The organism is Pseudomonas sp. LG1D9, assembly GCF_002949995.1.
Lineage (GTDB): Bacteria > Pseudomonadota > Gammaproteobacteria > Pseudomonadales > Pseudomonadaceae > Aquipseudomonas > Aquipseudomonas proteolytica.
In genome coordinates this window covers 2,648,410-2,671,929 of record NZ_CP026881.1, presented here as the reverse complement: position 1 = coordinate 2,671,929, position 23,520 = coordinate 2,648,410, and the positions used below count along the sequence as shown (strand labels likewise).

Below are 23,520 nucleotides of genomic sequence, written 5' to 3'. Positions count from 1 at the left end.
TCTGTGGATAACCACTCAAGACGCCCCCTCGTGGGGCGTTTTGCATTCTGTCACTTTTGTCTGGGAAACCGCTGATGAGCGCTCCTCGTGAAACCATCGCTGCCGTCGCCACCGCCCAGGGCCGGGGCGGTGTCGGTATCGTTCGAATTTCCGGACCGCTGGCCGGCATTGCCGCCAAGGCTATCAGCGGGCGCGAGCTGAAGCCCCGGTACGCGCATTACGGGCCCTTTTTTGCTGAAGACCTCGAGGTGCTGGATGAAGGCCTGGCCCTGTATTTTCCCGGGCCTAACTCGTTCACCGGCGAAGATGTGCTGGAACTGCAGGGCCATGGCGGTCCTGTGGTGCTGGACATGCTGCTGCAGCGCTGCCTGCAATTGGGCTGCCGCCTGGCCCGGCCGGGTGAATTCAGCGAGCGGGCGTTCCTCAATGACAAGCTCGACCTGGCCCAGGCCGAGGCCATCGCCGATCTGATCGAGGCCAGTTCTGCACAGGCCGCACGCAATGCCCTGCGCTCGTTGCAGGGGGCGTTTTCCCTGCGTGTGCATAACCTCACCGAGCAACTGATCAGTTTGCGCATCTATGTCGAGGCAGCCATTGATTTCCCGGAAGAAGAAATCGACTTTCTTGCCGATGGCCATGTCCTGGCCATGCTCGATAAGGTCCGCGATGAGTTATCCACAGTACTGAAGGAAGCCGGGCAGGGCGCATTGCTGCGCGACGGTATGACAGTGGTGATTGCTGGCCGGCCCAACGCCGGCAAGTCGAGTTTGCTCAACGCTCTTGCGGGGCGTGAAGCGGCCATCGTCACCGAGATTGCCGGTACCACCCGGGATATCCTGCGCGAACACATCCATATCGATGGCATGCCGCTGCACGTGGTCGATACCGCCGGTTTGCGTGATACCGATGACCAGGTGGAAAAAATCGGTGTGGAACGGGCGCTCAAGGCCATCGGTGAAGCAGATCGGGTGCTGTTGGTGGTGGATGCCACAGCACCTGAAGCTGTGGATCCTTTTGCCCTGTGGCCCGAATTCCTTGAACAACGGCCAGACCCGGCCAAAGTCACGCTGATTCGCAACAAAGCCGACCTGACGGGGGAAGCCATTGCCCTGGAAGTCAGCGACGATGGCCATGTCACGATCAGCCTCAGCGCCAAGTCTGCCGGCGATGGCCTGGAACTGCTACGCGATCATCTCAAGGCGTGCATGGGTTATGAACAGACCTCGGAGAGCAGCTTCAGTGCTCGTCGCAGGCACCTTGAGGCCCTACGCCATGCCAGCGCCGCCCTTGAGCACGGCAGAGCACAGCTGACGCTGGCGGGCGCGGGAGAGCTGTTGGCCGAAGACTTACGGCAGGCCCAGCAACTGCTGGGGGAAATTACCGGGGCGTTCAGCTCTGATGATCTGCTCGGCAGGATCTTTTCCAGCTTCTGCATCGGTAAATAACCCTTCGCTGTTCACAGACAGGCAATGGGTGCCTGTCTGTTTCGTCCGTTTCAGGGCACACCTTCGCATTTCCTCAAATTTACCTCCCCCGAGGCTGCCTTGCTGTGGGTGAAATTTGCCGTGTGTGACACATTTCTGTGGATTAAGCCCTGTGAATAACCGCCCTTGTGCCCAGTTGATAACAGGGCTCGAAACCTGAGTAAAAACCAGCCTGTGGATAAGCACCTGTTTAATCCACAGGCTTAAAGCACTTATCCAAGGGCCTCATTGGCACCTAACCACAGACTTTTGAATCTCTGTACAGTACGTAAATAAAGGCCTATAGAGATCTATCCACAGAAAGTAGGCTCAGTAGAAATAAACATAAAAACAAAGATTTAATAAATTTCTCTCTTTTAATTTCTATTACCTCTGATTCATCCACAGCTGGTTAAATTTTGTGCAAAGGGTTCTTTAGGAAGGGCTAAGTCCCTATACTTGCCGCCATAGCTCCAAAACTCTTTCAACAGACAATTCCTGATTACCTACATAAGCAGGCACGAGGTGCGTGGTGGATTTCCCTTCCCGTTTTGAAGTGATCGTCATCGGCGGCGGTCATGCCGGTACCGAGGCAGCACTGGCGTCAGCCCGCATGGGGGTCAAAACCCTGTTGCTGACGCACAACGTGGAAACCCTTGGTGCCATGAGTTGCAACCCCGCCATCGGTGGGATCGGCAAAAGCCACCTGGTCAAGGAAATCGACGCCCTTGGCGGTGTGATGGCCATGGCTACCGACAAGGGTGGTATTCAATTTCGTGTGCTCAACAGCCGCAAAGGCCCGGCCGTGCGTGCTACTCGAGCACAAGCCGACCGCATTCTGTACAAGGCGGCAGTACGCGAAACCCTGGAAAACCAGGCCAACCTGTGGATATTTCAGCAAGCTGCTGACGACCTGATCGTCGAACAGGACCAGGTTCGCGGCGTTGTCACGCAAATGGGCCTGCGTTTCTTTGCAGAATCCGTGGTGCTGACCACCGGTACCTTCCTCGGTGGACTTATCCACATCGGGATGCAGAACTATTCGGGTGGCCGTGCCGGTGATCCGCCGTCCATTGCCCTGGCTCATCGCCTGCGCGAACTGCCACTGCGTGTCGGTCGCCTGAAAACCGGGACCCCGCCGCGTATCGACGGGCGTTCTGTGGATTTCTCGGTAATGACCGAGCAAGCCGGGGATACGCCGATCCCGGTGATGTCGTTCATGGGGTCCAAGGAGCAGCACCCGAAGCAGGTGAGTTGCTGGATTACCCACACCAATGCGCGTACCCACGAAATCATCGCGGCCAACCTTGATCGTTCGCCGATGTATTCCGGGGTGATTGAGGGCATCGGCCCGCGCTATTGCCCGTCGATCGAAGACAAGATCCACCGCTTTGCCGACAAGGAAAGCCACCAGGTCTTTATCGAGCCGGAAGGTTTGACTACCCACGAGCTGTACCCGAACGGGATTTCCACTTCCCTGCCGTTCGACGTGCAAATCCAGATCGTGCAGTCGATTCGCGGCATGGAAAACGCGCACATCGTGCGACCTGGCTACGCCATCGAGTATGACTATTTCGATCCACGGGACTTGAAATACAGCCTGGAAACCAAAGTGATCGGCGGCCTGTTCTTCGCCGGGCAAATCAACGGCACCACCGGTTACGAAGAAGCCGGCGCCCAGGGTTTGCTGGCCGGGACCAATGCGGCATTGCGCGCCCAGGGCAAAGACAGCTGGTGCCCGCGTCGCGATGAAGCGTACATCGGGGTGTTGGTTGACGACCTGATTACCCTGGGTACCCAGGAACCGTATCGGATGTTCACTTCCCGGGCCGAATATCGCCTGATCCTGCGCGAAGACAACGCCGACCTGCGCTTGACCGAAAAAGGTCGCGAGCTGGGCCTGGTCGATGACGCGCGTTGGGCAGCGTTCTGCAAAAAACGCGAAAGCATCGAAGTGGAAGAGCAGCGCCTGAAAAGTACTTGGGTGCGTCCGGGTACTGAGCAAGGCGATGCCATTGCCGAAAAATTTGGCACGCCGCTGACCCACGAGTACAACCTGTTGAACCTGCTGTCCCGTCCGGAAATCGACTACGCTGGTCTGGTCGAAGTCACTGGCGGCGGCGCAGAAGATCCACAGGTGGCCGAGCAGGTCGAAATCAAGACCAAATATGCCGGTTACATTGATCGTCAGCAGGACGAGATCGCTCGACTGCGCGCCAGTGAAGACACCAAGCTGCCTGTGGATATCGATTACACCGGGATTTCCGGCCTGTCGAAAGAAATTCAAAGCAAGCTGGGGATAACTCGTCCCGAAACCCTGGGCCAGGCTTCCCGTATCCCGGGCGTCACCCCGGCAGCCATTTCGCTGTTGATGATTCATTTGAAAAAACGCGGCGCGGGCCGTCAGTTGGAGCAAAGCGCTTGAGTTCGTTGGTCACCTTGCAACACGCCGAAGAGTTATCCACAGGTGCGCGCCAATTGGGCGTGGAACTGACCGAAGCCCAGCATGAGTTGCTGTTGGGCTATCTGGCCCTGTTGATCAAATGGAACAAGGCCTACAACCTGACTGCGGTGCGCGATCCGGACGAAATGGTCTCGCGGCATTTGCTCGACAGCTTGAGCGTGATGCCATTCATCGAAAACGGGCGCTGGTTGGACGTTGGCAGTGGCGGAGGCATGCCTGGCATCCCGCTGGCCATCCTGTTTCCCGAGTCGCAAGTGACATGCCTGGACAGCAACGGTAAGAAAACCCGCTTCCTGACCCAGGTCAAACTCGAACTCAAGCTGGACAACCTGCAAGTTATCCACAGCCGCGTAGAAGCCTTCACGCCTGAGCAGCCCTTCAATGGAATTGTTTCCAGGGCCTTCAGCAGCATGGAGAACTTCAGCAACTGGACGCGCCACCTGGGCGACCTGAACACCCGTTGGCTGGCAATGAAGGGCGTTCATCCAAGCGACGAGCTGTTAGCATTGCCGGCAGACTTCCACCTCGATAGCGAACACGCCTTGGCCGTACCCGGTTGCCAAGGCCAACGCCATCTGCTGATACTGCGCCGCACGGCATGATTGGGAACACAAGCAAGAATGGCTAAGGTATTCGCGATAGCGAACCAGAAAGGTGGCGTGGGCAAAACCACCACCTGCATCAACCTCGCAGCATCCCTGGTCGCTACCAAGCGTCGGGTGCTGTTGATCGATCTCGATCCACAGGGCAACGCCACCATGGGTAGCGGTGTGGATAAACACGGCCTGGAAAACTCGGTCTACGACTTGCTGATTGGCGAGTGCGACCTGGCCCAGGCCATGCACTATTCCGAGCACGGCGGTTATCAACTGCTGCCGGCCAACCGCGATCTGACCGCGGCGGAAGTGGTGCTGCTGGAAATGCAGATGAAAGAAAGCCGTCTGCGCAGCGCCCTGGCGCCGATCCGCGAGAATTACGATTACATTTTGATCGACTGCCCGCCGTCGCTGTCGATGCTGACGCTCAACGCGTTGGTCGCCGCCGATGGGGTGATTATCCCCATGCAGTGCGAGTACTTCGCCCTCGAAGGCTTGAGCGACCTTGTGGATAACATCAAGCGCATCGCTGAGTTGCTCAACCCGAACCTGAAAGTCGAAGGCCTGCTGCGGACCATGTATGACCCGCGCCTGAGCCTGATGAACGATGTGTCGGCGCAGCTCAAGGAGCACTTTGGCGACCAGCTCTACGACACGGTGATCCCACGGAACATCCGCCTGGCCGAAGCGCCAAGCTATGGCATGCCCGCGCTGGCGTACGACAAGTCATCCCGTGGTGCCATTGCCTACCTGGCGCTGGCCGGCGAGATGGTTCGTCGCCAACGCCGCAACTCACGCACCGCTGCCGCCCAGCCAACTTAAGGAATCCCCATGGCCGTCAAGAAACGAGGTCTCGGACGTGGACTGGATGCACTGCTGAGTGGTCCGACTGTCACTTCGCTGGAAGAACAGGCGGTGCAGGCCGACTCCCGTGAGCTGCAACACTTGCCGTTGGACTTGATCCAGCGTGGCAAGTACCAGCCGCGCCGGGACATGGACCCGCAGGCGCTGGAAGAGCTGGCCAATTCGATCAAGGCCCAGGGCGTGATGCAGCCGATTGTGGTGCGCCCCATTGGTGGCGGTCGGTTTGAAATCATCGCCGGCGAACGCCGCTGGCGCGCCAGCCAGCAGGCCGGCCAGGAAAACATCCCGGCGATGGTGCGCGATGTGCCGGATGAAACTGCCATTGCCATGGCATTGATCGAGAATATCCAGCGCGAAGACCTCAATCCCATCGAGGAAGCCATTGCCCTGCAGCGCTTGCAGCAGGAATTCAAGCTGACCCAGCAGGAAGTGGCCGATGCGGTGGGCAAATCCCGTGTCACGGTTTCCAACCTGTTGCGTCTGATCGCGCTTCCAGAAGTGATCAAGACCATGTTGTCCCACGGTGACCTGGAAATGGGTCATGCCCGTGCTTTGCTCGGTTTACCGGAAAATCAACAGGTTGAAGGGGCGCGACACGTTGTCGCACGAGGTCTCACCGTTCGTCAGACCGAGGCCCTGGTTCGCCAGTGGCTCAGTGGCAAACCTGCACCGGTTGAAACCGCCAAAACTGATCCGGATATTGCGCGCCTTGAGCAGCGCCTGGCCGAGCGGCTGGGCTCTGCGGTGCAAATTCGCCACGGTAAGAAGGGTAAAGGGCAATTGGTTATCGGATATAACTCCCTCGATGAGCTCCAGGGCGTTCTTTCCCACATCCGCTGAAACATTTGCTTATGTAGCGTGCAGTCGGAAATCACTACCCGGCAGTTGAATAGGGGCAGAACCGCCCCTATACTCTGCGCGCATTTTGTCGGCACAAATTATGCCAAGTTATTGATTTCCGGCAGCCGACCATTGAGGAGCAAGAGTGATGGAAAACCGCACGCCAAACACGTTGCCGTTCCATCGCTTGGCCGTTTTCCCGGTTTTATTGGCCCAATTTGTCATTCTGCTGATCGCCGCATTGGCGCTTTGGTATTGGCATGGGGTCGTAGCCGGGTATTCAGGACTCTGCGGAGGCCTGATAGCCTTGCTGCCCAATATGTATTTTGCTCACAGGGCCTTTCGGTTTTCCGGCGCCCGAGCAGCCCAGGCTATCGTCCGGTCTTTTTATGCCGGCGAAGCAGGGAAACTGATTTTGACGGCAGTGCTGTTTGCACTGACCTTTGCAGGTGTGAAGCCATTGGCGCCGCTAGCTGTATTCGGCGTCTTCGTGTTGACCCAACTGGTCAGCTGGTTCGCTCCCCTGCTAATGAAAACAAGACTTTCGAAACCTTAGGGCGTTTGAGGCAACCATGGCAGAAACAACCGCTTCGGGCTATATCCAGCACCACTTGCAGAACCTGACCTTCGGTCAGCTTCCCAACGGCGGCTGGGGCTTTGCCCACTCCGCAGCAGAGGCCAAAGAAATGGGCTTCTGGGCTTTCCACCTGGATACTCTGGGCTGGTCGGTCGCATTGGGTCTGATCTTCGTCCTGATTTTCCGCATGGCGGCAAAGAAGGCGACTTCCGGTCAGCCAGGTGCTTTGCAGAACTTCGTTGAAGTATTGGTCGAATTCGTCGATGGCAGCGTGAAAGACAGCTTCCATGGCCGTAGCCCGGTGATTGCACCGTTGGCACTGACCATCTTCGTCTGGGTGTTCCTGATGAACGCCGTCGACCTGATCCCGGTGGACTGGATCCCGCAAGTGGCCATGTGGATCAGCGGCGACCCGCACATCCCATTCCGCGCGGTATCGACCACTGACCCGAACGCTACCCTGGGCATGGCCCTGTCGGTGTTCGCGTTGATCATCTTCTACAGCATCAAGATCAAGGGCATCGGCGGCTTCATCGGCGAACTGACCCTGCACCCGTTCGGCAGCAAGAACATCTTCGTTCAAGCCCTGCTGATCCCGGTGAACTTCTTGCTGGAATTCGTCACCCTGATCGCCAAGCCGATTTCCCTGGCTCTGCGACTGTTCGGCAACATGTATGCCGGCGAGCTGGTGTTCATTCTGATCGCTGTGATGTTCGGCAGCGGCCTGCTCTGGCTTAGCGGCCTGGGCATTGTTCTGCAGTGGGCGTGGGCTGTGTTCCACATCCTGATCATTACCCTGCAGGCGTTTATCTTCATGATGCTGACCATCGTCTACCTGTCGATGGCGCACGAAGAGAACCATTAAGACCAGTCTCGACTAGTCTGATGTCCTTCCCGGTGAAACGGGAAGGTGGCCCCCAAGGGCTATGAAACGATTTGTTTTACCGCTTTAAAATCTAAAAAACCTAAACCATACGACGTAAAAGTCGGGAGGAAAGATGGAAACTGTAGTTGGTCTAACCGCTATCGCTGTTGCACTGTTGATCGGCCTGGGCGCCCTGGGTACTGCCATTGGTTTCGGCCTGTTGGGCGGCAAGTTCCTGGAAGGCGCAGCGCGTCAGCCAGAAATGGTTCCAATGCTGCAAGTTAAAATGTTCATCGTTGCCGGCCTGCTCGACGCCGTGACCATGATCGGTGTTGGTATCGCTCTGTTCTTCACCTTCGCGAACCCCTTCGTTGGTCAACTCGCCGGTTAATCACTCGTTTTTTCGAGTGATTGGTGTGTTGTGCAACGAACGAGCGAGGTATTGGCGTGAACATTAATGCAACCATTATTGGTCAGTCCTTAGCGTTCTTGATTTTTGTTGTTTTCTGCATGAAGTTCGTATGGCCTCCGGTCATCGCGGCTTTGCACGAACGTCAGAAGAAGATCGCGGATGGACTGGACGCTGCCGCACGAGCAGCTCGCGACCTGGAGTTGGCCCAAGATAAAGCGGGTCAGCAACTGCGCGAAGCGAAGGCTCAGGCAGCTGAAATCATTGAGCAAGCCAAGAAACGCGGTAACCAGATTGTTGAAGAGGCTGTTGAAAAAGCCCGTATCGACGCTGACCGTGTGAAGGTTCAGGCTCAGGCCGAGATCGAACAGGAATTGAACGGTGTCAAAGATGCGCTGCGTGCCCAACTGGGTGCTCTGGCCGTCGGCGGTGCTGAGAAGATCCTGGGTGCCACAATCGATCAAAACGCGCACGCGGAGCTGGTAAACAAACTGGCTGCTGAAATTTAAGCGAGGGCGATCATGGCAGAATTGACCACGTTGGCCCGACCTTACGCTAAGGCAGCCTTCGAGCACGCCCAGGCCCACCAGCAGCTGGCCTCTTGGTCAGCCATGCTCGGCCTGGCTGCAGCAGTGTCGCAAGACGACACCATGCAGCGCGTGCTCAAGGCCCCGCGACTGACGAGCGCAGACAAGGCCGCCACGTTTATTGACGTGTGCGGCGACAAGTTTGATGTGAAAGTGCAGAACTTCATCCACATCATTGCCGAAAACGACCGTCTCCTGCTTTTGCCGGAGATTGCCGCTCTGTTCGACCTGTACAAGGCCGAACAAGAGAAGTCGGTAGACGTTGAAGTGACCAGTGCTTTTGCATTGAACCAAGAACAGCAAGACAAACTCGCCAAGGTTCTCAGTGCACGACTCGACCGGGAAGTGCGCCTGCAAGTTGCGGAAGACCCATCCCTCATTGGGGGTGTTGTCATTCGCGCCGGCGACCTGGTTATCGATGGCTCGATTCGCGGCAAACTCGCGAATCTTGCCGAAGCATTGAAATCTTGAGTTTGAAGGGGCAGCAGAGCAATGCAGCAACTCAATCCTTCCGAAATAAGTGAAATTATCAAGGGCCGCATCGACAAGCTCGATGTGACCTCCCAAGCCCGTAACGAAGGCACTGTCGTCAGCGTATCTGACGGCATCGTGCGGATTCACGGTCTGGCCGACGTAATGTACGGCGAGATGATCGAGTTTCCGGGCGGCGTCTACGGTATGGCCCTCAACCTGGAGCAAGACTCCGTAGGTGCCGTTGTATTGGGCGCATACACCAGTCTGGCTGAAGGTATGAGCGCCAAGTGCACAGGCCGCATCCTCGAAGTTCCGGTTGGTAAGGAACTGCTGGGTCGCGTTGTCGACGCACTGGGTAACCCTGTTGACGGTAAAGGTCCACTGGGCAACACCGAGACCGACGCGGTCGAGAAAGTTGCTCCAGGCGTGATCTGGCGTAAGTCGGTAGACCAGCCTGTACAGACTGGCTACAAAGCTGTCGATGCCATGATCCCAGTCGGCCGTGGCCAGCGTGAGCTGATCATCGGTGACCGTCAGATCGGTAAGACCGCTCTGGCGATCGACGCGATCATCAACCAGAAAGACAGCGGCATTTTCTGCGTCTACGTAGCAATCGGTCAGAAACAATCGACCATCGCCAACGTGGTTCGCAAGCTGGAAGAAAACGGCGCCCTGGCCAACACGATCATCGTGGCTGCCAGTGCTTCGGAATCTCCTGCGCTGCAATTCCTGGCACCGTACTCCGGTTGCACCATGGGTGAATTCTTCCGCGACCGCGGTGAAGACGCGCTGATCGTTTATGACGATCTGTCCAAGCAAGCAGTGGCTTACCGCCAGATTTCCCTGCTGCTGCGCCGTCCACCAGGCCGTGAAGCCTACCCAGGCGACGTGTTCTATCTCCACTCCCGTCTGCTGGAGCGCGCATCCCGCGTATCCGAAGAGTACGTAGAGAAGTTCACCAACGGCGCAGTGACCGGCAAAACCGGTTCCCTGACCGCACTGCCGATCATCGAAACCCAGGCTGGCGACGTTTCCGCGTTCGTTCCGACCAACGTGATTTCCATCACCGACGGTCAGATCTTCCTGGAATCGGCCATGTTCAACTCCGGGATCCGTCCTGCTGTGAACGCCGGTGTTTCGGTATCCCGTGTGGGTGGTGCCGCTCAGACCAAGATCATCAAGAAGCTCTCCGGTGGTATCCGTACCGCTCTGGCTCAGTACCGTGAACTGGCGGCATTCGCCCAGTTCGCTTCTGACCTGGACGAAGCGACCCGTAAGCAACTTGAGCATGGTCAGCGCGTTACCGAGCTGATGAAGCAGAAGCAATACGCGCCAATGTCGATCGCTGACATGTCGCTGTCGCTGTATGCCGCTGAGCGTGGGTTCCTGACTGACGTCGAAATCGCCAAGGTCGGCAGCTTTGAACAAGCGCTGATTGCTTACTTCAACCGAGATCATGCCGATTTGATGGCCAAGATCAACGTGAAGGGTGACTTCAATGACGAAATCGACGCTGGCCTGAAGGCTGGTATCGAGAAGTTCAAGGCCACCCAAACCTGGTAAGCCGCAGCGGGAGCCGCAAGGCTCCCGCTTGCTAACCTGATAGGTGTTACATGGCAGGCGCAAAAGAGATTCGCAGTAAGATTGCGAGCATCAAAAGCACGCAAAAAATTACCAGCGCCATGGAGAAAGTGGCGGTCAGCAAAATGCGCAAGGCACAAATGCGCATGTCTGCTAGCCGTCCTTATGCGGAGCGTATCCGCCAGGTAATTGGGCATCTGGCCAACGCCAACCCGGAATACCGCCACCCGTTCATGATCGAGCGCGCCGTCAAGCGTGTAGGTTATGTGGTAGTGAGCAGTGACCGTGGTTTGTGCGGTGGTTTGAATACCAACCTGTTCAAGGCCCTGGTCAAGGACATGGCGGTAAACCGCGAAAACGGCGTCGAGATTGATCTGTGTGTTGTTGGTAGCAAGGGTGCGGCCTTTTTCCGCAACTTCGGCGGTAACGTCGTTGCAGCTATCAGCCACCTGGGTGAAGAGCCGTCGATCAATGACTTGATCGGCAGTGTGAAGGTGATGCTGGATGCGTACCTGGAAGGCCGGATCGACCGCCTGTCCGTGGTATCCAACAAGTTCATCAACACCATGACCCAGCAGCCAACCGTGGAGCAATTGATTCCACTGGTGGCGACCCCGGATCAGGAACTCAAGCACCACTGGGACTACCTCTACGAACCAGACGCCAAAGAGCTGCTTGACGGCTTGATGGTGCGCTACGTGGAGTCGCAGGTGTACCAGGCGGTGGTCGAGAACAACGCAGCTGAACAAGCGGCGCGGATGATCGCGATGAAAAACGCTACCGACAACGCCGGTGATCTGATCAGCGATTTGCAGCTGATCTACAACAAGGCGCGTCAGGCTGCGATCACCCAAGAGATCTCGGAAATCGTCGGCGGCGCTGCCGCGGTTTAACGGTTCAAATATTCAGAGGATCCAGCTATGAGTAGCGGACGTATCGTTCAAATCATCGGCGCCGTTATCGACGTGGAATTCCCACGCGACAGCGTACCGAGCATCTACAACGCGCTGAAAGTACAAGGCGCGCAAACGACTCTCGAAGTTCAGCAGCAGCTGGGCGACGGCGTAGTTCGTACCATTGCGATGGGTTCCACCGAAGGCTTGAAGCGCGGTCTGGACGTTGTCGACACTGGCGCTGCCATCTCCGTACCGGTCGGTAAAGCGACCCTGGGCCGGATCATGGACGTACTGGGCAACCCGATTGACGAAGCTGGCCCGATCGATACTGAAGAGCGCTGGGGCATTCACCGTCCAGCACCTTCGTTCGCCGAGCAAGCGGGCGGCAACGACCTGCTGGAAACCGGCATCAAGGTTATCGACCTGGTTTGCCCGTTCGCCAAAGGCGGTAAAGTCGGTCTGTTCGGTGGTGCCGGTGTAGGCAAAACCGTAAACATGATGGAACTGATCCGTAACATCGCCATCGAGCACAGCGGTTATTCTGTGTTCGCCGGTGTGGGTGAGCGTACTCGTGAGGGTAACGACTTCTACCACGAGATGAAGGACTCCAACGTTCTGGACAAAGTGGCACTGGTCTACGGTCAGATGAACGAGCCGCCGGGTAACCGTCTGCGCGTAGCACTGACTGGCCTGACCATGGCCGAGAAGTTCCGTGACGAAGGTAACGACGTTCTGCTGTTCGTCGACAACATCTACCGTTACACCTTGGCCGGTACTGAAGTATCCGCACTGCTGGGCCGTATGCCTTCTGCAGTAGGTTACCAGCCGACCCTGGCTGAAGAGATGGGCGTTCTGCAAGAACGTATCACTTCGACCAAGGAAGGTTCGATCACTTCGATCCAAGCGGTATACGTACCTGCGGATGACTTGACCGACCCGTCGCCAGCGACCACCTTCGCCCACTTGGACGCCACCGTCGTACTGTCCCGTGACATCGCTTCCCTGGGTATCTACCCAGCGGTCGATCCACTCGACTCGACTTCGCGCCAGCTGGACCCGAACGTGATCGGCCAGGAGCACTACGACACCGCTCGCGGCGTTCAGTACGTGCTGCAGCGCTACAAAGAGCTGAAGGACATCATTGCGATCCTGGGTATGGACGAGCTGTCGGAAACCGACAAGCAGTTGGTATCCCGCGCTCGTAAGATCCAGCGCTTCTTGTCGCAGCCGTTCTTCGTGGCTGAAGTCTTCACCGGTGCTTCGGGTAAATACGTTTCCCTGAAAGACACCATCGCTGGCTTCAAAGGCATCCTCAACGGTGACTACGACCACCTGCCAGAACAAGCGTTCTACATGGTCGGCGGCATCGAAGAAGCGATCGAGAAAGCCAAGAAACTGTAATCCAGGCGCCCGGCAACGGGCGCTCATCAGGTTGAGGCAATCAGATGGCTATGACAGTCCATTGCGATATCGTCAGCGCGGAAGGGGAAATCTTCTCCGGTCTGGTAGAAATGGTGATTGCACACGGCGAACTCGGTGACCTGGGTATTGCCATGGGCCACGCGCCGTTGATCACCAGCTTGAAGCCAGGTCCGATCACTCTGACCAAGCAGGGCGGGGAGAGGGAGGTGTTCTACATCTCCGGTGGTTTCCTCGAAGTTCAGCCGAACATGGTCAAGGTACTTGCCGACACCGTGCAACGTGCTGGCGACCTGGATGAAGCCTCCGCTCAGGAAGCCGTCAAGGCTGCCGAGAAGGCCCTGAACGAAAAGGGTGCGGACTTCGACTACAGCGCTGCTGCTGTACGTCTGGCCGAGGCTGCAGCCCAGCTGCGCACGCTCCAGCAGATCCGCAAGAAGTAAGCGGCCAAGCCGTCATGCTTCATGCGCGATTGATTAAAAAGGGTAGCCTCGGCTACCCTTTTTCTTTTTTTGCAAAACACTTCTTTGGTCTGAAGCCGGACCGCCCAGGATTGGTAGCCATTCATGTCTCTTGAAATCGTCATTCTCGCCGCAGGCCAGGGCACTCGCATGCGTTCAGCCCTGCCCAAGGTACTGCACCCGGTTGCTGGCAACTCCATGCTTGGCCATGTTATCCACAGCGCCCGACAATTGGAGCCACAGCGTATCCACGTGGTGATTGGCCACGGCGCCGACGTGGTGCGTGAGCGTCTGGCCGCCGACGACTTGAATTTCGTATTGCAGGACAAGCAATTGGGGACCGGTCATGCCACGGCGCAAGCCGTACCGTTCATCAAGGCTGACACTGTGCTGATCCTTTACGGTGACGTGCCGCTGATCGAAGTAGAAACCCTGCAGCGCCTGCTCAAACACGTGGTGCCTGGCCAGATGGGGTTGCTCACCGTCGAGCTGGACGACCCGACCGGTTACGGCCGTATCGTGCGCAATGCCGACGGCAAGGTCACAGCCATCGTCGAGCACAAGGACGCCACTGAGGCCCAGCGGACAATTACCGAAGGCAACACCGGGATTCTCGCGGTGCCGGCAGCGCATTTGGCGGACTGGATGAGTCGTCTGTCGAACAACAACGCCCAGGGCGAGTACTACCTCACCGACGTCATCGAGATGGCCGTCAGCGATGGCCTGCTGGTCGCCACTGAGCAGCCCCACGACCCAATGGAAGTGCAGGGCGCCAACGACCGCAAGCAACTGGCGGAACTGGAGCGTCACTACCAACTGCGCGAAGGCCGCCGCTTGATGGCCCAGGGCGTGACACTGCGTGATCCGGCGCGTTTCGATGTGCGCGGTGAGGTTACCGTGGGCCGTGACGTGCTGATTGATATCAACGTGATCCTTGAAGGCCGCGTGATCATTGAAGACGACGTGGTGATTGGCCCCAACTGCGTGATCAAGGACAGCACTCTGCGCAAGGGCGTGGTGATCAAGGCTAACAGCCATATTGACGGAGCAGTGATGGGCGAGGGCAGCGATGCTGGGCCGTTTGCGCGGTTGCGGCCTGGTAGCGTGCTGGAGGCCAAGGCCCATGTGGGTAACTTTGTCGAACTGAAAAACGCCCACCTGGGCGAGGGCGCCAAGGCGGGTCACCTGACTTACCTGGGCGACGCCGTTATCGGCGCGCGCACCAACATCGGCGCAGGCACCATCACCTGCAACTACGATGGCGCCAACAAGCACCAGACCGTGCTGGGAGAAGATGTATTCATCGGCTCCAATAACTCGCTGGTTGCCCCTGTGAAGGTGGGCGATGGTGCCAGTACGGCCGCAGGCTCCACCATCAATCAGGATGTGGATAACTTGCAGCTAGGTGTGGCCCGCGCCCGCCAGCGCAATATCGACGGCTGGAAGCGCCCGGTCAAAATCAAAAAGACCTGAGTTATCCACACCTTCACAGGCAAAAAATCTCCAATGTGGGAGCGGGCTTGCTCGCGAATATGCAGTGTCAGTCAATGCATGTATCAACTGACAGACTGCATTCGCGAGCAAGCCCGCTCCCACATTTGGTTTCTGGGGATTTAAAATTTTACTCGCCGCGCTTGACGATTTCTCGTCAATAGGTTTTGATTGCCTTCGTTATCTTTCGAAACGAAACTTATCATCACCATGTCGAAACGAAATACACCGCAAAGACGCCACAACATCCTCACCTTGCTCAACGAGCAGGGTGAAGTGAGCGTGGACGAATTGGCCAAGCGTTTCGAAACCTCCGAAGTGACCATCCGCAAGGACCTCGCCGCGCTGGAAAGCAACGGCTTGCTGCTGCGTCGCTACGGTGGCGCAATTACCATGCCCCAGGAACTGGTGGGCGATCCTGCCCAGCCCATTTCTGTGCACAAGCGCGCCATCGCCCGGGCGGCGGTCAAACGGCTGCGTGAACATGCACGGATCATCATCGACAGCGGCAGCACCACCGCCGCGATGATCCCCGAGCTGGGTCATCAACCGGGCCTGGTGGTGATGACCAACTCCCTGCATGTGGCCAGTGCTCTGAGTGAGTTGGAGCATGAGCCGGTGCTGTTGATGACCGGCGGCACCTGGGACCCGCACTCGGACTCGTTCCAGGGCCAGGTCGCTGAACAAGTGCTGCGTTCCTATGACTTCGACCAACTGTTTATCGGCGCTGACGGCATCGACCTGCAGCGCGGCACCACCACCTTCAATGAATTGCTGGGCCTGAGCCGAGTGATGGCCGAAGTCGCCCGTGAAGTGGTGGTGATGGTCGAATCCGACAAGATCGGCCGCAAGATCCCCAACCTGGAACTGCCCTGGAGCAGCGTCCATACCCTTATTACCGATGATCGCCTGCCGCTTGAGGCCCGCGACCAGATTCAAGCCCGCGGCATTACGCTGATTTGCGCGGCAGTCATCTAGGAGAAAACCATGTGTGGAATTGTAGGCGCAGTCGCTGAACGAAACGTTACCGCCATTTTGCTCGAAGGCCTCAAGCGCCTCGAATACCGTGGCTACGACAGTGCCGGCGTGGCGGTTTTCAGCAACGCAGGCAAGCTTGAGCGCATGCGTCGCCCGGGCAAGGTCAGCGAACTGGAGCAGGCGTTGGCCGGTGAGCCCCTGGCTGGCCGCCTGGGCATCGCCCACACCCGCTGGGCGACCCACGGTGCGCCGTGCGAACGCAATGCACACCCACACTTCTCCGGTGATATTGCGGTGGTGCACAACGGCATCATCGAGAACCACGAAGTGCTGCGCGAACAACTCAAGGGCCTGGGCTATGTGTTTACCTCGGACACCGACACCGAAGTCATCGCCCACCTGCTCAACCATAAGCTCAAGGACCACAGCGACCTGACCACCGCCCTCAAGGCCACGGTCAAGGAACTGCATGGCGCCTACGGCCTCGCCGTGATCAGCGCCAGCCAGCCGGATCGTGTGGTTGCCGCCCGCAGTGGCAGCCCGCTGGTGATCGGCCTGGGCCTGGGGGAGAACTTCCTGGCGTCCGACCAACTGGCCCTGCGCCAGGTCACCGACCGCTTCATGTACCTGGAAGAAGGCGATATCGCCGACATCCGCCGTGAAAGCGTGGCGATCTGGGACGTCAACGGCAACTCCGTCGAGCGCGAAGCCGTGCAATACCGCGACGGTGCCGAAGCTGCCGACAAGGGCGAGTTCCGCCATTTCATGCTCAAGGAAATCCACGAGCAACCAGCCGTGGTGCAACGCACCCTGGAAGGACGCCTTGGCGACAAGCAAGTGCTGGTCAACGCGTTCGGCCCACAAGCCGCCGAGCTGTTCGCCAAAGTGCGCAATGTACAGATCGTCGCCTGTGGTACCAGCTACCACGCCGGCATGGTCGCCCGTTACTGGCTCGAAGAACTGGCCGGCATCCCGTGCCAGGTCGAAGTCGCCAGTGAGTTCCGCTACCGCAAGGTCGTGGTGCAGCCCGACACACTGTTTGTGACCATCTCCCAGTCCGGCGAGACCGCCGACACCCTGGCGGCCCTGCGCAATGCCAAAGAGCTGGGCTACCTGGCGAGCCTGGCGATCTGCAACGTCAGCATCAGCTCCCTGGTGCGTGAGTCCGACCTGACTCTGCTGACCCAGGCCGGCCGCGAAATCGGCGTAGCCTCCACCAAAGCCTTCACCACCCAGTTGGTGGGCCTGCTGCTGCTGACCCTGTCCCTGGGCCAGGTGCGCGGCACATTGGCTGCAGGCGTCGAAGCCACCCTGGTAGAAGAACTGCGCCGCCTGCCGACTCGCCTGGGCGAAGCCCTGGCTATGGACAGCACGGTAGAGAAAGTCGCGGAGCTGTTTGCCGACAAGAACCACACCCTGTTCCTGGGCCGTGGCGCGCAATACCCCGTGGCAATGGAAGGCTCCCTGAAACTCAAGGAAATCTCCTATATCCACGCCGAAGCCTACCCGGCCGGTGAACTCAAGCACGGCCCATTGGCCCTGGTGGACGACGACATGCCCGTGGTCACCGTTGCGCCGAACAATGAACTGCTGGAGAAGCTCAAGTCCAACCTGCAGGAAGTGCGCGCCCGTGGCGGCCAACTGATCGTATTCGCCGATGAGAAGGCCGGCATGACCAACGGTGAAGGCACCCACGTCATCAACATGCCGCACATCCACGACACCCTGTCGCCGATCCTCTACACCATCCCGCTGCAGTTGCTGTCGTACTACGTGGCCGTGCTCAAGGGCACCGACGTTGACCAGCCGCGTAACCTGGCCAAGTCGGTGACGGTTGAGTAACGTCTATCGGGTGGTTTTAGAGAATCAAATCTGACGCAGGTAGCTGACCGTTCTGATCAGCGCCTGCTACAGACGCGCCACCGTCCTCAATGGCTGCACGAAGTACCCTGGGCCCGATCTCTATAGGTGGAAGTCGCCCGCAGCCTCCGGCTGGTAAAGCACTTTCCTGATCTCAATCCGGCGGGTCCGGTCAGAAATTCGCCAGTCGATGGCGTCCCCCTCCTGATAACCCAAAATGGCGGCGCCGATGTCGGAATACACCGAATGCTTCCCTGCCTTGCTGTCCGCGTCTTCGGGGTAGACCAGGGCCACTTCGATCTCTTCGTCGTCCAACTGCAGCAAGGCCCTGGAGTTCATCGTGACGACATTGCGCGCCACCTGCTGTGGCTTGACGACAATGGCTCGCTCAAGCTCGTGTTCGAGTTCAACAACGGCCGGGCCAGGCTCGAGCACGATCAGGCTCTCGAGCCTGGCCTTGTCGATTTCAGTGATGTAGATCCTAGTGGCGTCGCCAACGGCACCTTCGCGCAAGGACTGGAGATAGCGCCCCACCGTCATCGAAAACGACTTCAATGTCGGTGTTTCGCTCTCAAGCACAAAGCCGCTGCGCAGAAAGGCTTTCAGCGAGCGTGCGTTGTCCGGGTGGATCTTGGCGATGAGCTTCTTGGCCCGCATGTCGAGGAAGGCCAGTTTCATGCCCTCGCGGATCGTGCGGGCGCCAAGGTTCCTGCCCCATTTGTCGCTGTCTCCGATGACCAGGACGATCTCGCAATCTGAGCCGGTCTTGATGAGACGGACAAAGCCCACCGGGGCGTCATGCCGGTCATAGGCCATGAAGAATCGCCCGCCCCGGTTGAATAGATGGGTCAGGATCGGCAATTGAGTCCGATCGATGGCGTGCTCGATGGAGCGGGAGACATCACGCGAATCGCTCAGGTAGCAGGTGACGCGCTCATCCTCCAACCAGTCCATCAGCGTCAGCGCATGCGCCCGAGTAATTTCAGGGCACAGCGAAATGAAAGGCTTGTTCATCTTCAGCACACTTATTTGTAGTCGAAAAGGGCGGAAGCCCTCCATGGTCATGGCCATGACGGTTCTTTCGGCAACCGGCTATGTTAAGACATAACGCGAGGAATGCCGAACAGCCTGGAGAGTTTGAGGAAATCACCGTTTTGCCGAATCCTGCCCCTTGGTCCTACCCAGAGGTTCGCCGTAAGTGGCTCCATCAAATGTAGGTGGGTGTCGTGTCATTACTGGGTGCACCAGTTTTTACAGTCTAAATTCAGTGTGACTGGATCAACTTCAAAGTCTTGCACAAGCGTCGATGAATCGATCACCGCATCCCCCCATGATGCCCATGCCTTCGCGGGGTGTTTTATTTGTGCAGGTTATCCTGAAAAGTCGCTGTGTTAAGACCCCACTTGAGTGGGGACTAATTACTTACAGATTATTCAGATTGAATGCTGATGGCTGACTTAATTAAGGGCGAAAGGTCAACTTTTTAATCATTAAACTATTTTGAAAACATGTTTTCTCAAGAGGCTTCGAGGTGTTTTTTATCGTGCTTTAAACGCTGGCATAGCGCCATTTCGGCGTCGTGAGGGCCGCATTTTTTGTGGTATGATCCGGCGCAAATTTGGGCTGGTGCCAGGTCTGATAGCTTCTGTCTATTCTGCCTTACCCCGGTTTTTCTGGCATGGCTGCTGTTTCAGGCGTGCCTATGGCCTGGTGCTTCAAGGACGAGCGATTTGAACGTTTGGCAATGGCTACCCCATCTTGGCAATGACCCTATGGCGCTGAAACTCTCGGTCAGGGGTGTGAGGCCTTTGGGCTATATATGGCGATCTCGGATAGACGACTCATCCAGTCTTTTAATTAATTTTTGTGAGAGTTGGTGATGGCTTATTTCCCCTGTTTTTTGTCTGTCGTTTTTGTCGTTCGTAATCAGGGCGATAAAATTGAAAAAATACTCTCCGAAGCCGCCGAAGTCATTGCGAAAACAGTCAGCGACTATGAGCTGATCGTTGTGGATAACGCGTCCGATGATGACAGTGTCATGGTCTTGAAGGGCCTGACCAGCGAGAAAGGCCTGGCCAACCTGCAGGTCTATGCATTGACCAAGGAAGTGGATACCGATACCGCTTCCTGGGTCGGCCTGGAAAACGCCTTGGGTGACTATGTTGCAGTCATCGATCCGCTGGTGGACGACATCAACTTCGTCCCACAGATGCTTGATCAGGCGGTCAGCGGCGCCGATGTTGTCTTTGCCCACAACGAACAAAAGAGCACCCAGAGCCTGGCCTATCGTTGGGCCAACGCGGTGTTCCACAGTATGTACAACCGCTTCAACGGGGTTCACCTTGCCAAGGAAGCGCCTCAGTACCGCATTCTCAGCAAGCGTGTGATCAATTTCATCCTGCAACACCCCCAGCCTTCGATGACATACAGGCATCTCCCGGCCACCGGTGGTTTTGCCCGTGCCTACCTCAAGTACAGTGCCGTGCCCCAGGCCTCCAGCCCCAAGCGCCTGGGCGACAGTATCGATCGTGGCGTGCGCTTACTGGTTTCCACCACGCGCGCGCCCATGCGACTGGTGACCTACCTTTCGCTGTTTGGCGCGGTTGCCAACCTGGTGTACTGCGTCTATGTGATCTCGGTGGGTATCTTCAAGGCTGATGTAGCGCCCGGCTGGATCAGTTTCTCGCTCCAGCAGTCGGGCATGTTTTTCCTGATTTCCCTGGTGTTGCTGGTGCTGGGTGAATACATCCTCAACATGGCCAGCCTATCGAATGAAGGGCCGCTCTATCATGTAGGGCAGGAGTTCACCAGCGCCCGCATGACCCGGCGCGAGAAGCTGAACATTGAAGAGGTGGCACCTGATGCGGCCGTGATCAAGGCGCAGCCTTCCGAACGAGTTTCCTGATGTCGAGCGCCCAAGCCAGCCAGCCTGAGCAGGATGCCGTCATTATCGGCGGGGGGTTTTACGGTGCAGCCATTGCGGTCTACCTGGCCAAGCAGAGGGGCTTCAAAAGGATCCTGTTGGTAGAGCGCGAGGCGGCACTGATGACGCGCGCCAGTTACAACAACCAGGCACGTGTGCACAACGGCTATCACTACCCGCGCAGCTTCACGACGGCTTATCGCAGCCGGGTCAACTTGCCCAGGTTTGTCCAGGACTGGCCGCAGGTGGTCAAGCAGGACTTTACCAAGCTGTATGCTATTGCCCGACGCAACTCAAAGGTCACGGCCAAGCAGTTCGAGCGCTTTTGCCGGGATATCGGTGCGGACCTAAAACCTGCCGATCCAGCGCTGCGTGACTTGTTCGAGCCACGCTTGATAGAAGAAGTGTTCCTGGTCGAGGAATATGCGTTCGACACCACCCGCCTGGCGGCCTGGGCGGCTCGCGAGCTGGCAGAAAGCGGTGTGCAGATTCGCTACCAGACACGTGTCACTTCGATTTCCAGAGGCGCAGCGGCGCCTTTGCAAGTGGTCACCCAAACCTCTCTGGGCGAGGAGGCGCTGACGACCTGCCGGTACGTCTTCAACTGTACGTACAGTGGCCTCAATCAGTTTGCGGGTGATTTCGCGGGGGTCAGTACCGGCCTCAAGCAAGAGATCACGGAGATGGCCTTGATGCAGATGCCCGAATCCCTTGAGGGGTTGGGTGTCACGGTGATGGATGGACCGTTCTTTTCACTGATGCCGTTCCCGGCCCGTGGGCTGCACACCTTGTCCCATGTACGCTATACGCCGCATTTGCACTGGAATGATGAAAAAGGCCTCGATCCCTACGAGAAGCTGCGGCTTTATGAGCGCGATTCACGGGTTGATCGCATGGTCAGGGACGTCGGGCGGTATATCCCCGAAGTGCTCAAGGCCCAACACAAGGATTCGCTGTTCGAGGTCAAGACCATCCTGGTGAAGAATGAAGGTGATGATGGACGCCCGATCCTTTTCGAGAAACACGCCGAGTTGCCAGGTTGCTTTTCCGTGCTGGGTGGCAAGATAGACAACATTTACGATGTGCTTGAAAAACTGGATACCGAGAGTTTTTCCCATCAAGGTCAATAAAACTTCAGGTTTGGAGCGGAAAAAGATGAATTCGCTTATTGGTTTCTCCGGGTTTGTCGGGGGCACGCTTCTTAAACAGGCTTCTTTCGGGGACTTGTACCGGTCCACCAACATCAGTGAGATAGAAGGCAAATCCTTCGACCTCGTGGTCTGTGCCGGCGCCCCGGCGCAAAAATGGATTGCCAACCGCGAGCCTGAGGCCGACCGCCAGAAGATCGAAGCACTGATCACCCATCTGAAAACCATCCAGTGCAAGACCTTCGTTCTGATCAGCACGGTTGATGTGTTCAAAAGCCCCATCGGCGTTGATGAAGACACTCCGGTCGATGAGTCCGGCCTGCATGCCTATGGCCTGCACCGTCGGCTGCTGGAAACCTTCGTCGAAAGTCATTTTCCGAATCACTTGATCGTTCGCCTGCCGGGGCTCGTCGGGCCTGGATTGCGTAAAAACGTGATTTTTGACTTCCTCAACGACAACAACCTGCAGGCAATCGATAGCCGGGGCGTGTTCCAGTTCTACCCGATGATCAACTTGTGGTACGACATCCAGACCGCGCTCGATGCGGGACTCAAGCTGGTCCACCTGACCGCCCAGGCAGTGAGTGTCGCCGACATTTCGCAGAAGGGTTTCGGCAAGCCTTTCACCAATACCCTGGCCAATGCTGCTGCTACCTATGACATGCAGACCAAGCATGCGCAGCTGTTTGGTGGCACCGGGCGTTACCAGTACAGCGCTCGCGAAACCGTGCAGGCTGTGCGGGCCTACGCGCAGTCGGAGCCGCTCAAGGCCGCATCGGGAGCACAGGCATGAGGCTGGCGATTTCCAATATCGCTTGGGAGACCACCGAGGACGAAGCCATTGCTGAACTGCTTGGGCGGTTTGCCGTGGATGCAATTGATATTGCACCGGGCAAATATTTCCCGGAGCCTGCCAAGGCCACGGACGAAGAGATTGCGCGGGTCAAGGATTGGTGGTCGCAGCGTGGGATTGCGTTGACCGGTATGCAGGCATTGCTGTTCGGCACTACGGGCCTGAATGTGTTCGGCTCCGTGCAAAGCCAGGCGGACTTGCTGCAACACCTGGCGGGCGTGTGCCGCATTGGCGCGGGCCTGGGGGCAACACGGATTGTGTTTGGCTCACCGAAGAACCGTGATCGCAGTGGTTTGACCGATCAGCAGGCGCAGGATGCCGCTGTGGCGTTCTTCCGGCAATTGGGCGATATCGCCCAGGCGAGCGGTGTGACGATCTGCCTGGAGCCCAACCCCACCTGCTACGATGCAAACTTCATGACCACCAGTGCGGAAACTGCGGGGGTGGTGCGGGCAATCGATCATCCGGCTATCCGGATGCAACTGGACACCGGGGCGTTGGCAATCAACGGTGAAGATCCATTCACCGTGCTTGATGACTGTGCTGAGTTGATCGGGCATATCCACGCCAGTGAACCTGACTTGCTCCCGTTGGGTGACGGCGGTACCGACCATGAAAAAATGGCACGTGCCGTAGCCCAATACTTGCCGGGGCATGTGGTCACCATTGAGATGGTGGCTACCAAGGCTGAACCCCATGCGCAATCGATCGAGCGTGCGCTGCAGGTTGCCCGCGAGTATTACCGCACCCCCGACGAGGTGACGGCATGAG

22 protein-coding genes are annotated in these 23,520 nt (G+C 57.6%); 21 read left to right on the top strand and 1 reads right to left on the bottom strand.

Annotated elements, in window-relative coordinates; translation table 11 throughout:
- The first annotated feature begins 74 nt into the window (after positions 1 to 74).
- The 17 genes from mnmE to glmS all read left to right on the top strand — a co-directional run bounded on the left by mnmE (position 75) and on the right by glmS (position 17,807).
- Positions 75 to 1,445, top strand: a complete 1,371-nt coding sequence (gene mnmE / locus C5F71_RS12895) for a tRNA uridine-5-carboxymethylaminomethyl(34) synthesis GTPase MnmE (RefSeq protein ID WP_070996612.1) — start codon at positions 75 to 77, stop codon at positions 1,443 to 1,445.
- A gap of 550 nt (positions 1,446 to 1,995) precedes the next feature.
- Positions 1,996 to 3,888 (top strand): tRNA uridine-5-carboxymethylaminomethyl(34) synthesis enzyme MnmG, encoded by a 1,893-nt coding sequence (gene mnmG / locus C5F71_RS12885; RefSeq protein WP_104912619.1) that lies wholly within the window; start codon positions 1,996 to 1,998, stop codon positions 3,886 to 3,888.
- On the top strand, positions 3,885 to 4,529 hold the full coding sequence (rsmG, locus tag C5F71_RS12880; protein ID WP_104911259.1) for a 16S rRNA (guanine(527)-N(7))-methyltransferase RsmG: 645 nt from the start codon (positions 3,885 to 3,887) through the stop codon (positions 4,527 to 4,529). The genes mnmG and rsmG overlap by 4 nt, the downstream gene beginning before the upstream one ends.
- Positions 4,530 to 4,547: 18 nt before the next feature.
- Positions 4,548 to 5,345, top strand: a complete 798-nt coding sequence (locus C5F71_RS12875) for a ParA family protein (RefSeq protein WP_005792605.1) — start codon at positions 4,548 to 4,550, stop codon at positions 5,343 to 5,345.
- Between the two features lie 9 nt (positions 5,346 to 5,354).
- Complete coding sequence (locus C5F71_RS12870; protein ID WP_104911258.1) at positions 5,355 to 6,227, top strand: ParB/RepB/Spo0J family partition protein; 873 nt, start codon at positions 5,355 to 5,357, stop codon at positions 6,225 to 6,227.
- A gap of 148 nt (positions 6,228 to 6,375) precedes the next feature.
- The gene (locus C5F71_RS12865; protein WP_104911257.1) at positions 6,376 to 6,783 is read left to right on the top strand and encodes a F0F1 ATP synthase subunit I; all 408 of its coding nucleotides are present in this window, start codon (positions 6,376 to 6,378) and stop codon (positions 6,781 to 6,783) included.
- 16 nt (positions 6,784 to 6,799) lie between these two features.
- Positions 6,800 to 7,669 (top strand): F0F1 ATP synthase subunit A, encoded by an 870-nt coding sequence (gene atpB, locus C5F71_RS12860; protein WP_029290172.1) that lies wholly within the window; start codon positions 6,800 to 6,802, stop codon positions 7,667 to 7,669.
- Between the two features lie 133 nt (positions 7,670 to 7,802).
- Entirely contained in the window at positions 7,803 to 8,060 is a 258-nt protein-coding gene (gene atpE, locus C5F71_RS12855) for a F0F1 ATP synthase subunit C (protein ID WP_002555987.1), read from the top strand.
- 56 nt (positions 8,061 to 8,116) lie between these two features.
- On the top strand, positions 8,117 to 8,587 hold the full coding sequence (locus C5F71_RS12850; RefSeq protein WP_008439543.1) for a F0F1 ATP synthase subunit B: 471 nt from the start codon (positions 8,117 to 8,119) through the stop codon (positions 8,585 to 8,587).
- 12 nt (positions 8,588 to 8,599) lie between these two features.
- Positions 8,600 to 9,136: a F0F1 ATP synthase subunit delta gene (locus tag C5F71_RS12845; protein WP_029290139.1), complete on the top strand. Its 537-nt coding sequence runs from the start codon at positions 8,600 to 8,602 to the stop codon at positions 9,134 to 9,136.
- 21 nt (positions 9,137 to 9,157) lie between these two features.
- Positions 9,158 to 10,702, top strand: coding sequence for a F0F1 ATP synthase subunit alpha (gene atpA / locus C5F71_RS12840; RefSeq protein WP_029290137.1), 1,545 nt, complete (start codon positions 9,158 to 9,160; stop codon positions 10,700 to 10,702).
- A 50-nt stretch (positions 10,703 to 10,752) separates the two neighbouring features.
- Positions 10,753 to 11,613 carry a F0F1 ATP synthase subunit gamma gene (gene atpG / locus C5F71_RS12835; protein WP_029290134.1) on the top strand — a complete coding sequence of 287 codons (861 nt, stop codon included), beginning with the start codon at positions 10,753 to 10,755 and terminating at the stop codon, positions 11,611 to 11,613.
- Between the two features lie 27 nt (positions 11,614 to 11,640).
- Positions 11,641 to 13,017 carry a F0F1 ATP synthase subunit beta gene (gene atpD / locus C5F71_RS12830; RefSeq protein ID WP_029290131.1) on the top strand — a complete coding sequence of 459 codons (1,377 nt, stop codon included), beginning with the start codon at positions 11,641 to 11,643 and terminating at the stop codon, positions 13,015 to 13,017.
- Between the two features lie 44 nt (positions 13,018 to 13,061).
- Positions 13,062 to 13,478, top strand: coding sequence for a F0F1 ATP synthase subunit epsilon (locus C5F71_RS12825; protein ID WP_032885166.1), 417 nt, complete (start codon positions 13,062 to 13,064; stop codon positions 13,476 to 13,478).
- Positions 13,479 to 13,601: 123 nt separating this feature from the next.
- Entirely contained in the window at positions 13,602 to 14,969 is a 1,368-nt protein-coding gene (glmU, locus tag C5F71_RS12815; RefSeq protein ID WP_104911256.1) for a bifunctional UDP-N-acetylglucosamine diphosphorylase/glucosamine-1-phosphate N-acetyltransferase GlmU, read from the top strand.
- A 228-nt stretch (positions 14,970 to 15,197) separates the two neighbouring features.
- Positions 15,198 to 15,965: a DeoR/GlpR family DNA-binding transcription regulator gene (locus tag C5F71_RS12810; protein ID WP_029290123.1), complete on the top strand. Its 768-nt coding sequence runs from the start codon at positions 15,198 to 15,200 to the stop codon at positions 15,963 to 15,965.
- Between the two features lie 9 nt (positions 15,966 to 15,974).
- The gene (gene glmS, locus C5F71_RS12805) at positions 15,975 to 17,807 is read left to right on the top strand and encodes a glutamine--fructose-6-phosphate transaminase (isomerizing) (protein WP_029290121.1); all 1,833 of its coding nucleotides are present in this window, start codon (positions 15,975 to 15,977) and stop codon (positions 17,805 to 17,807) included.
- A gap of 120 nt (positions 17,808 to 17,927) precedes the next feature.
- Here the strand turns inward: glmS and C5F71_RS12800 are convergent, their stop codons facing one another.
- Complete coding sequence (locus tag C5F71_RS12800) at positions 17,928 to 18,896, bottom strand: bifunctional GNAT family N-acetyltransferase/nucleoside diphosphate kinase regulator (RefSeq protein WP_104911255.1); 969 nt, start codon at positions 18,894 to 18,896, stop codon at positions 17,928 to 17,930.
- 808 nt (positions 18,897 to 19,704) lie between these two features.
- On the opposite strand from C5F71_RS12800, the gene C5F71_RS12795 reads away from it, so the two are divergent.
- Genes C5F71_RS12795 through C5F71_RS12780 form a run of 4 tightly spaced genes read left to right on the top strand, consistent with a single transcriptional unit; the run spans position 19,705 to position 23,519 of the window.
- Positions 19,705 to 20,730: a glycosyltransferase gene (locus tag C5F71_RS12795; protein WP_092232398.1), complete on the top strand. Its 1,026-nt coding sequence runs from the start codon at positions 19,705 to 19,707 to the stop codon at positions 20,728 to 20,730.
- Positions 20,730 to 21,878: an FAD-binding oxidoreductase gene (locus C5F71_RS12790; RefSeq protein WP_104911254.1), complete on the top strand. Its 1,149-nt coding sequence runs from the start codon at positions 20,730 to 20,732 to the stop codon at positions 21,876 to 21,878. Before C5F71_RS12795 ends, C5F71_RS12790 begins: the two co-directional genes overlap by 1 nt.
- Positions 21,879 to 21,903: 25 nt before the next feature.
- Complete coding sequence (locus tag C5F71_RS12785; protein WP_104911253.1) at positions 21,904 to 22,689, top strand: NAD(P)-dependent oxidoreductase; 786 nt, start codon at positions 21,904 to 21,906, stop codon at positions 22,687 to 22,689.
- On the top strand, positions 22,686 to 23,519 hold the full coding sequence (locus C5F71_RS12780; protein ID WP_104911252.1) for a sugar phosphate isomerase/epimerase: 834 nt from the start codon (positions 22,686 to 22,688) through the stop codon (positions 23,517 to 23,519). The genes C5F71_RS12785 and C5F71_RS12780 overlap by 4 nt, the downstream gene beginning before the upstream one ends.
- The last annotated feature ends 1 nt before the right edge of the window (position 23,520 follow it).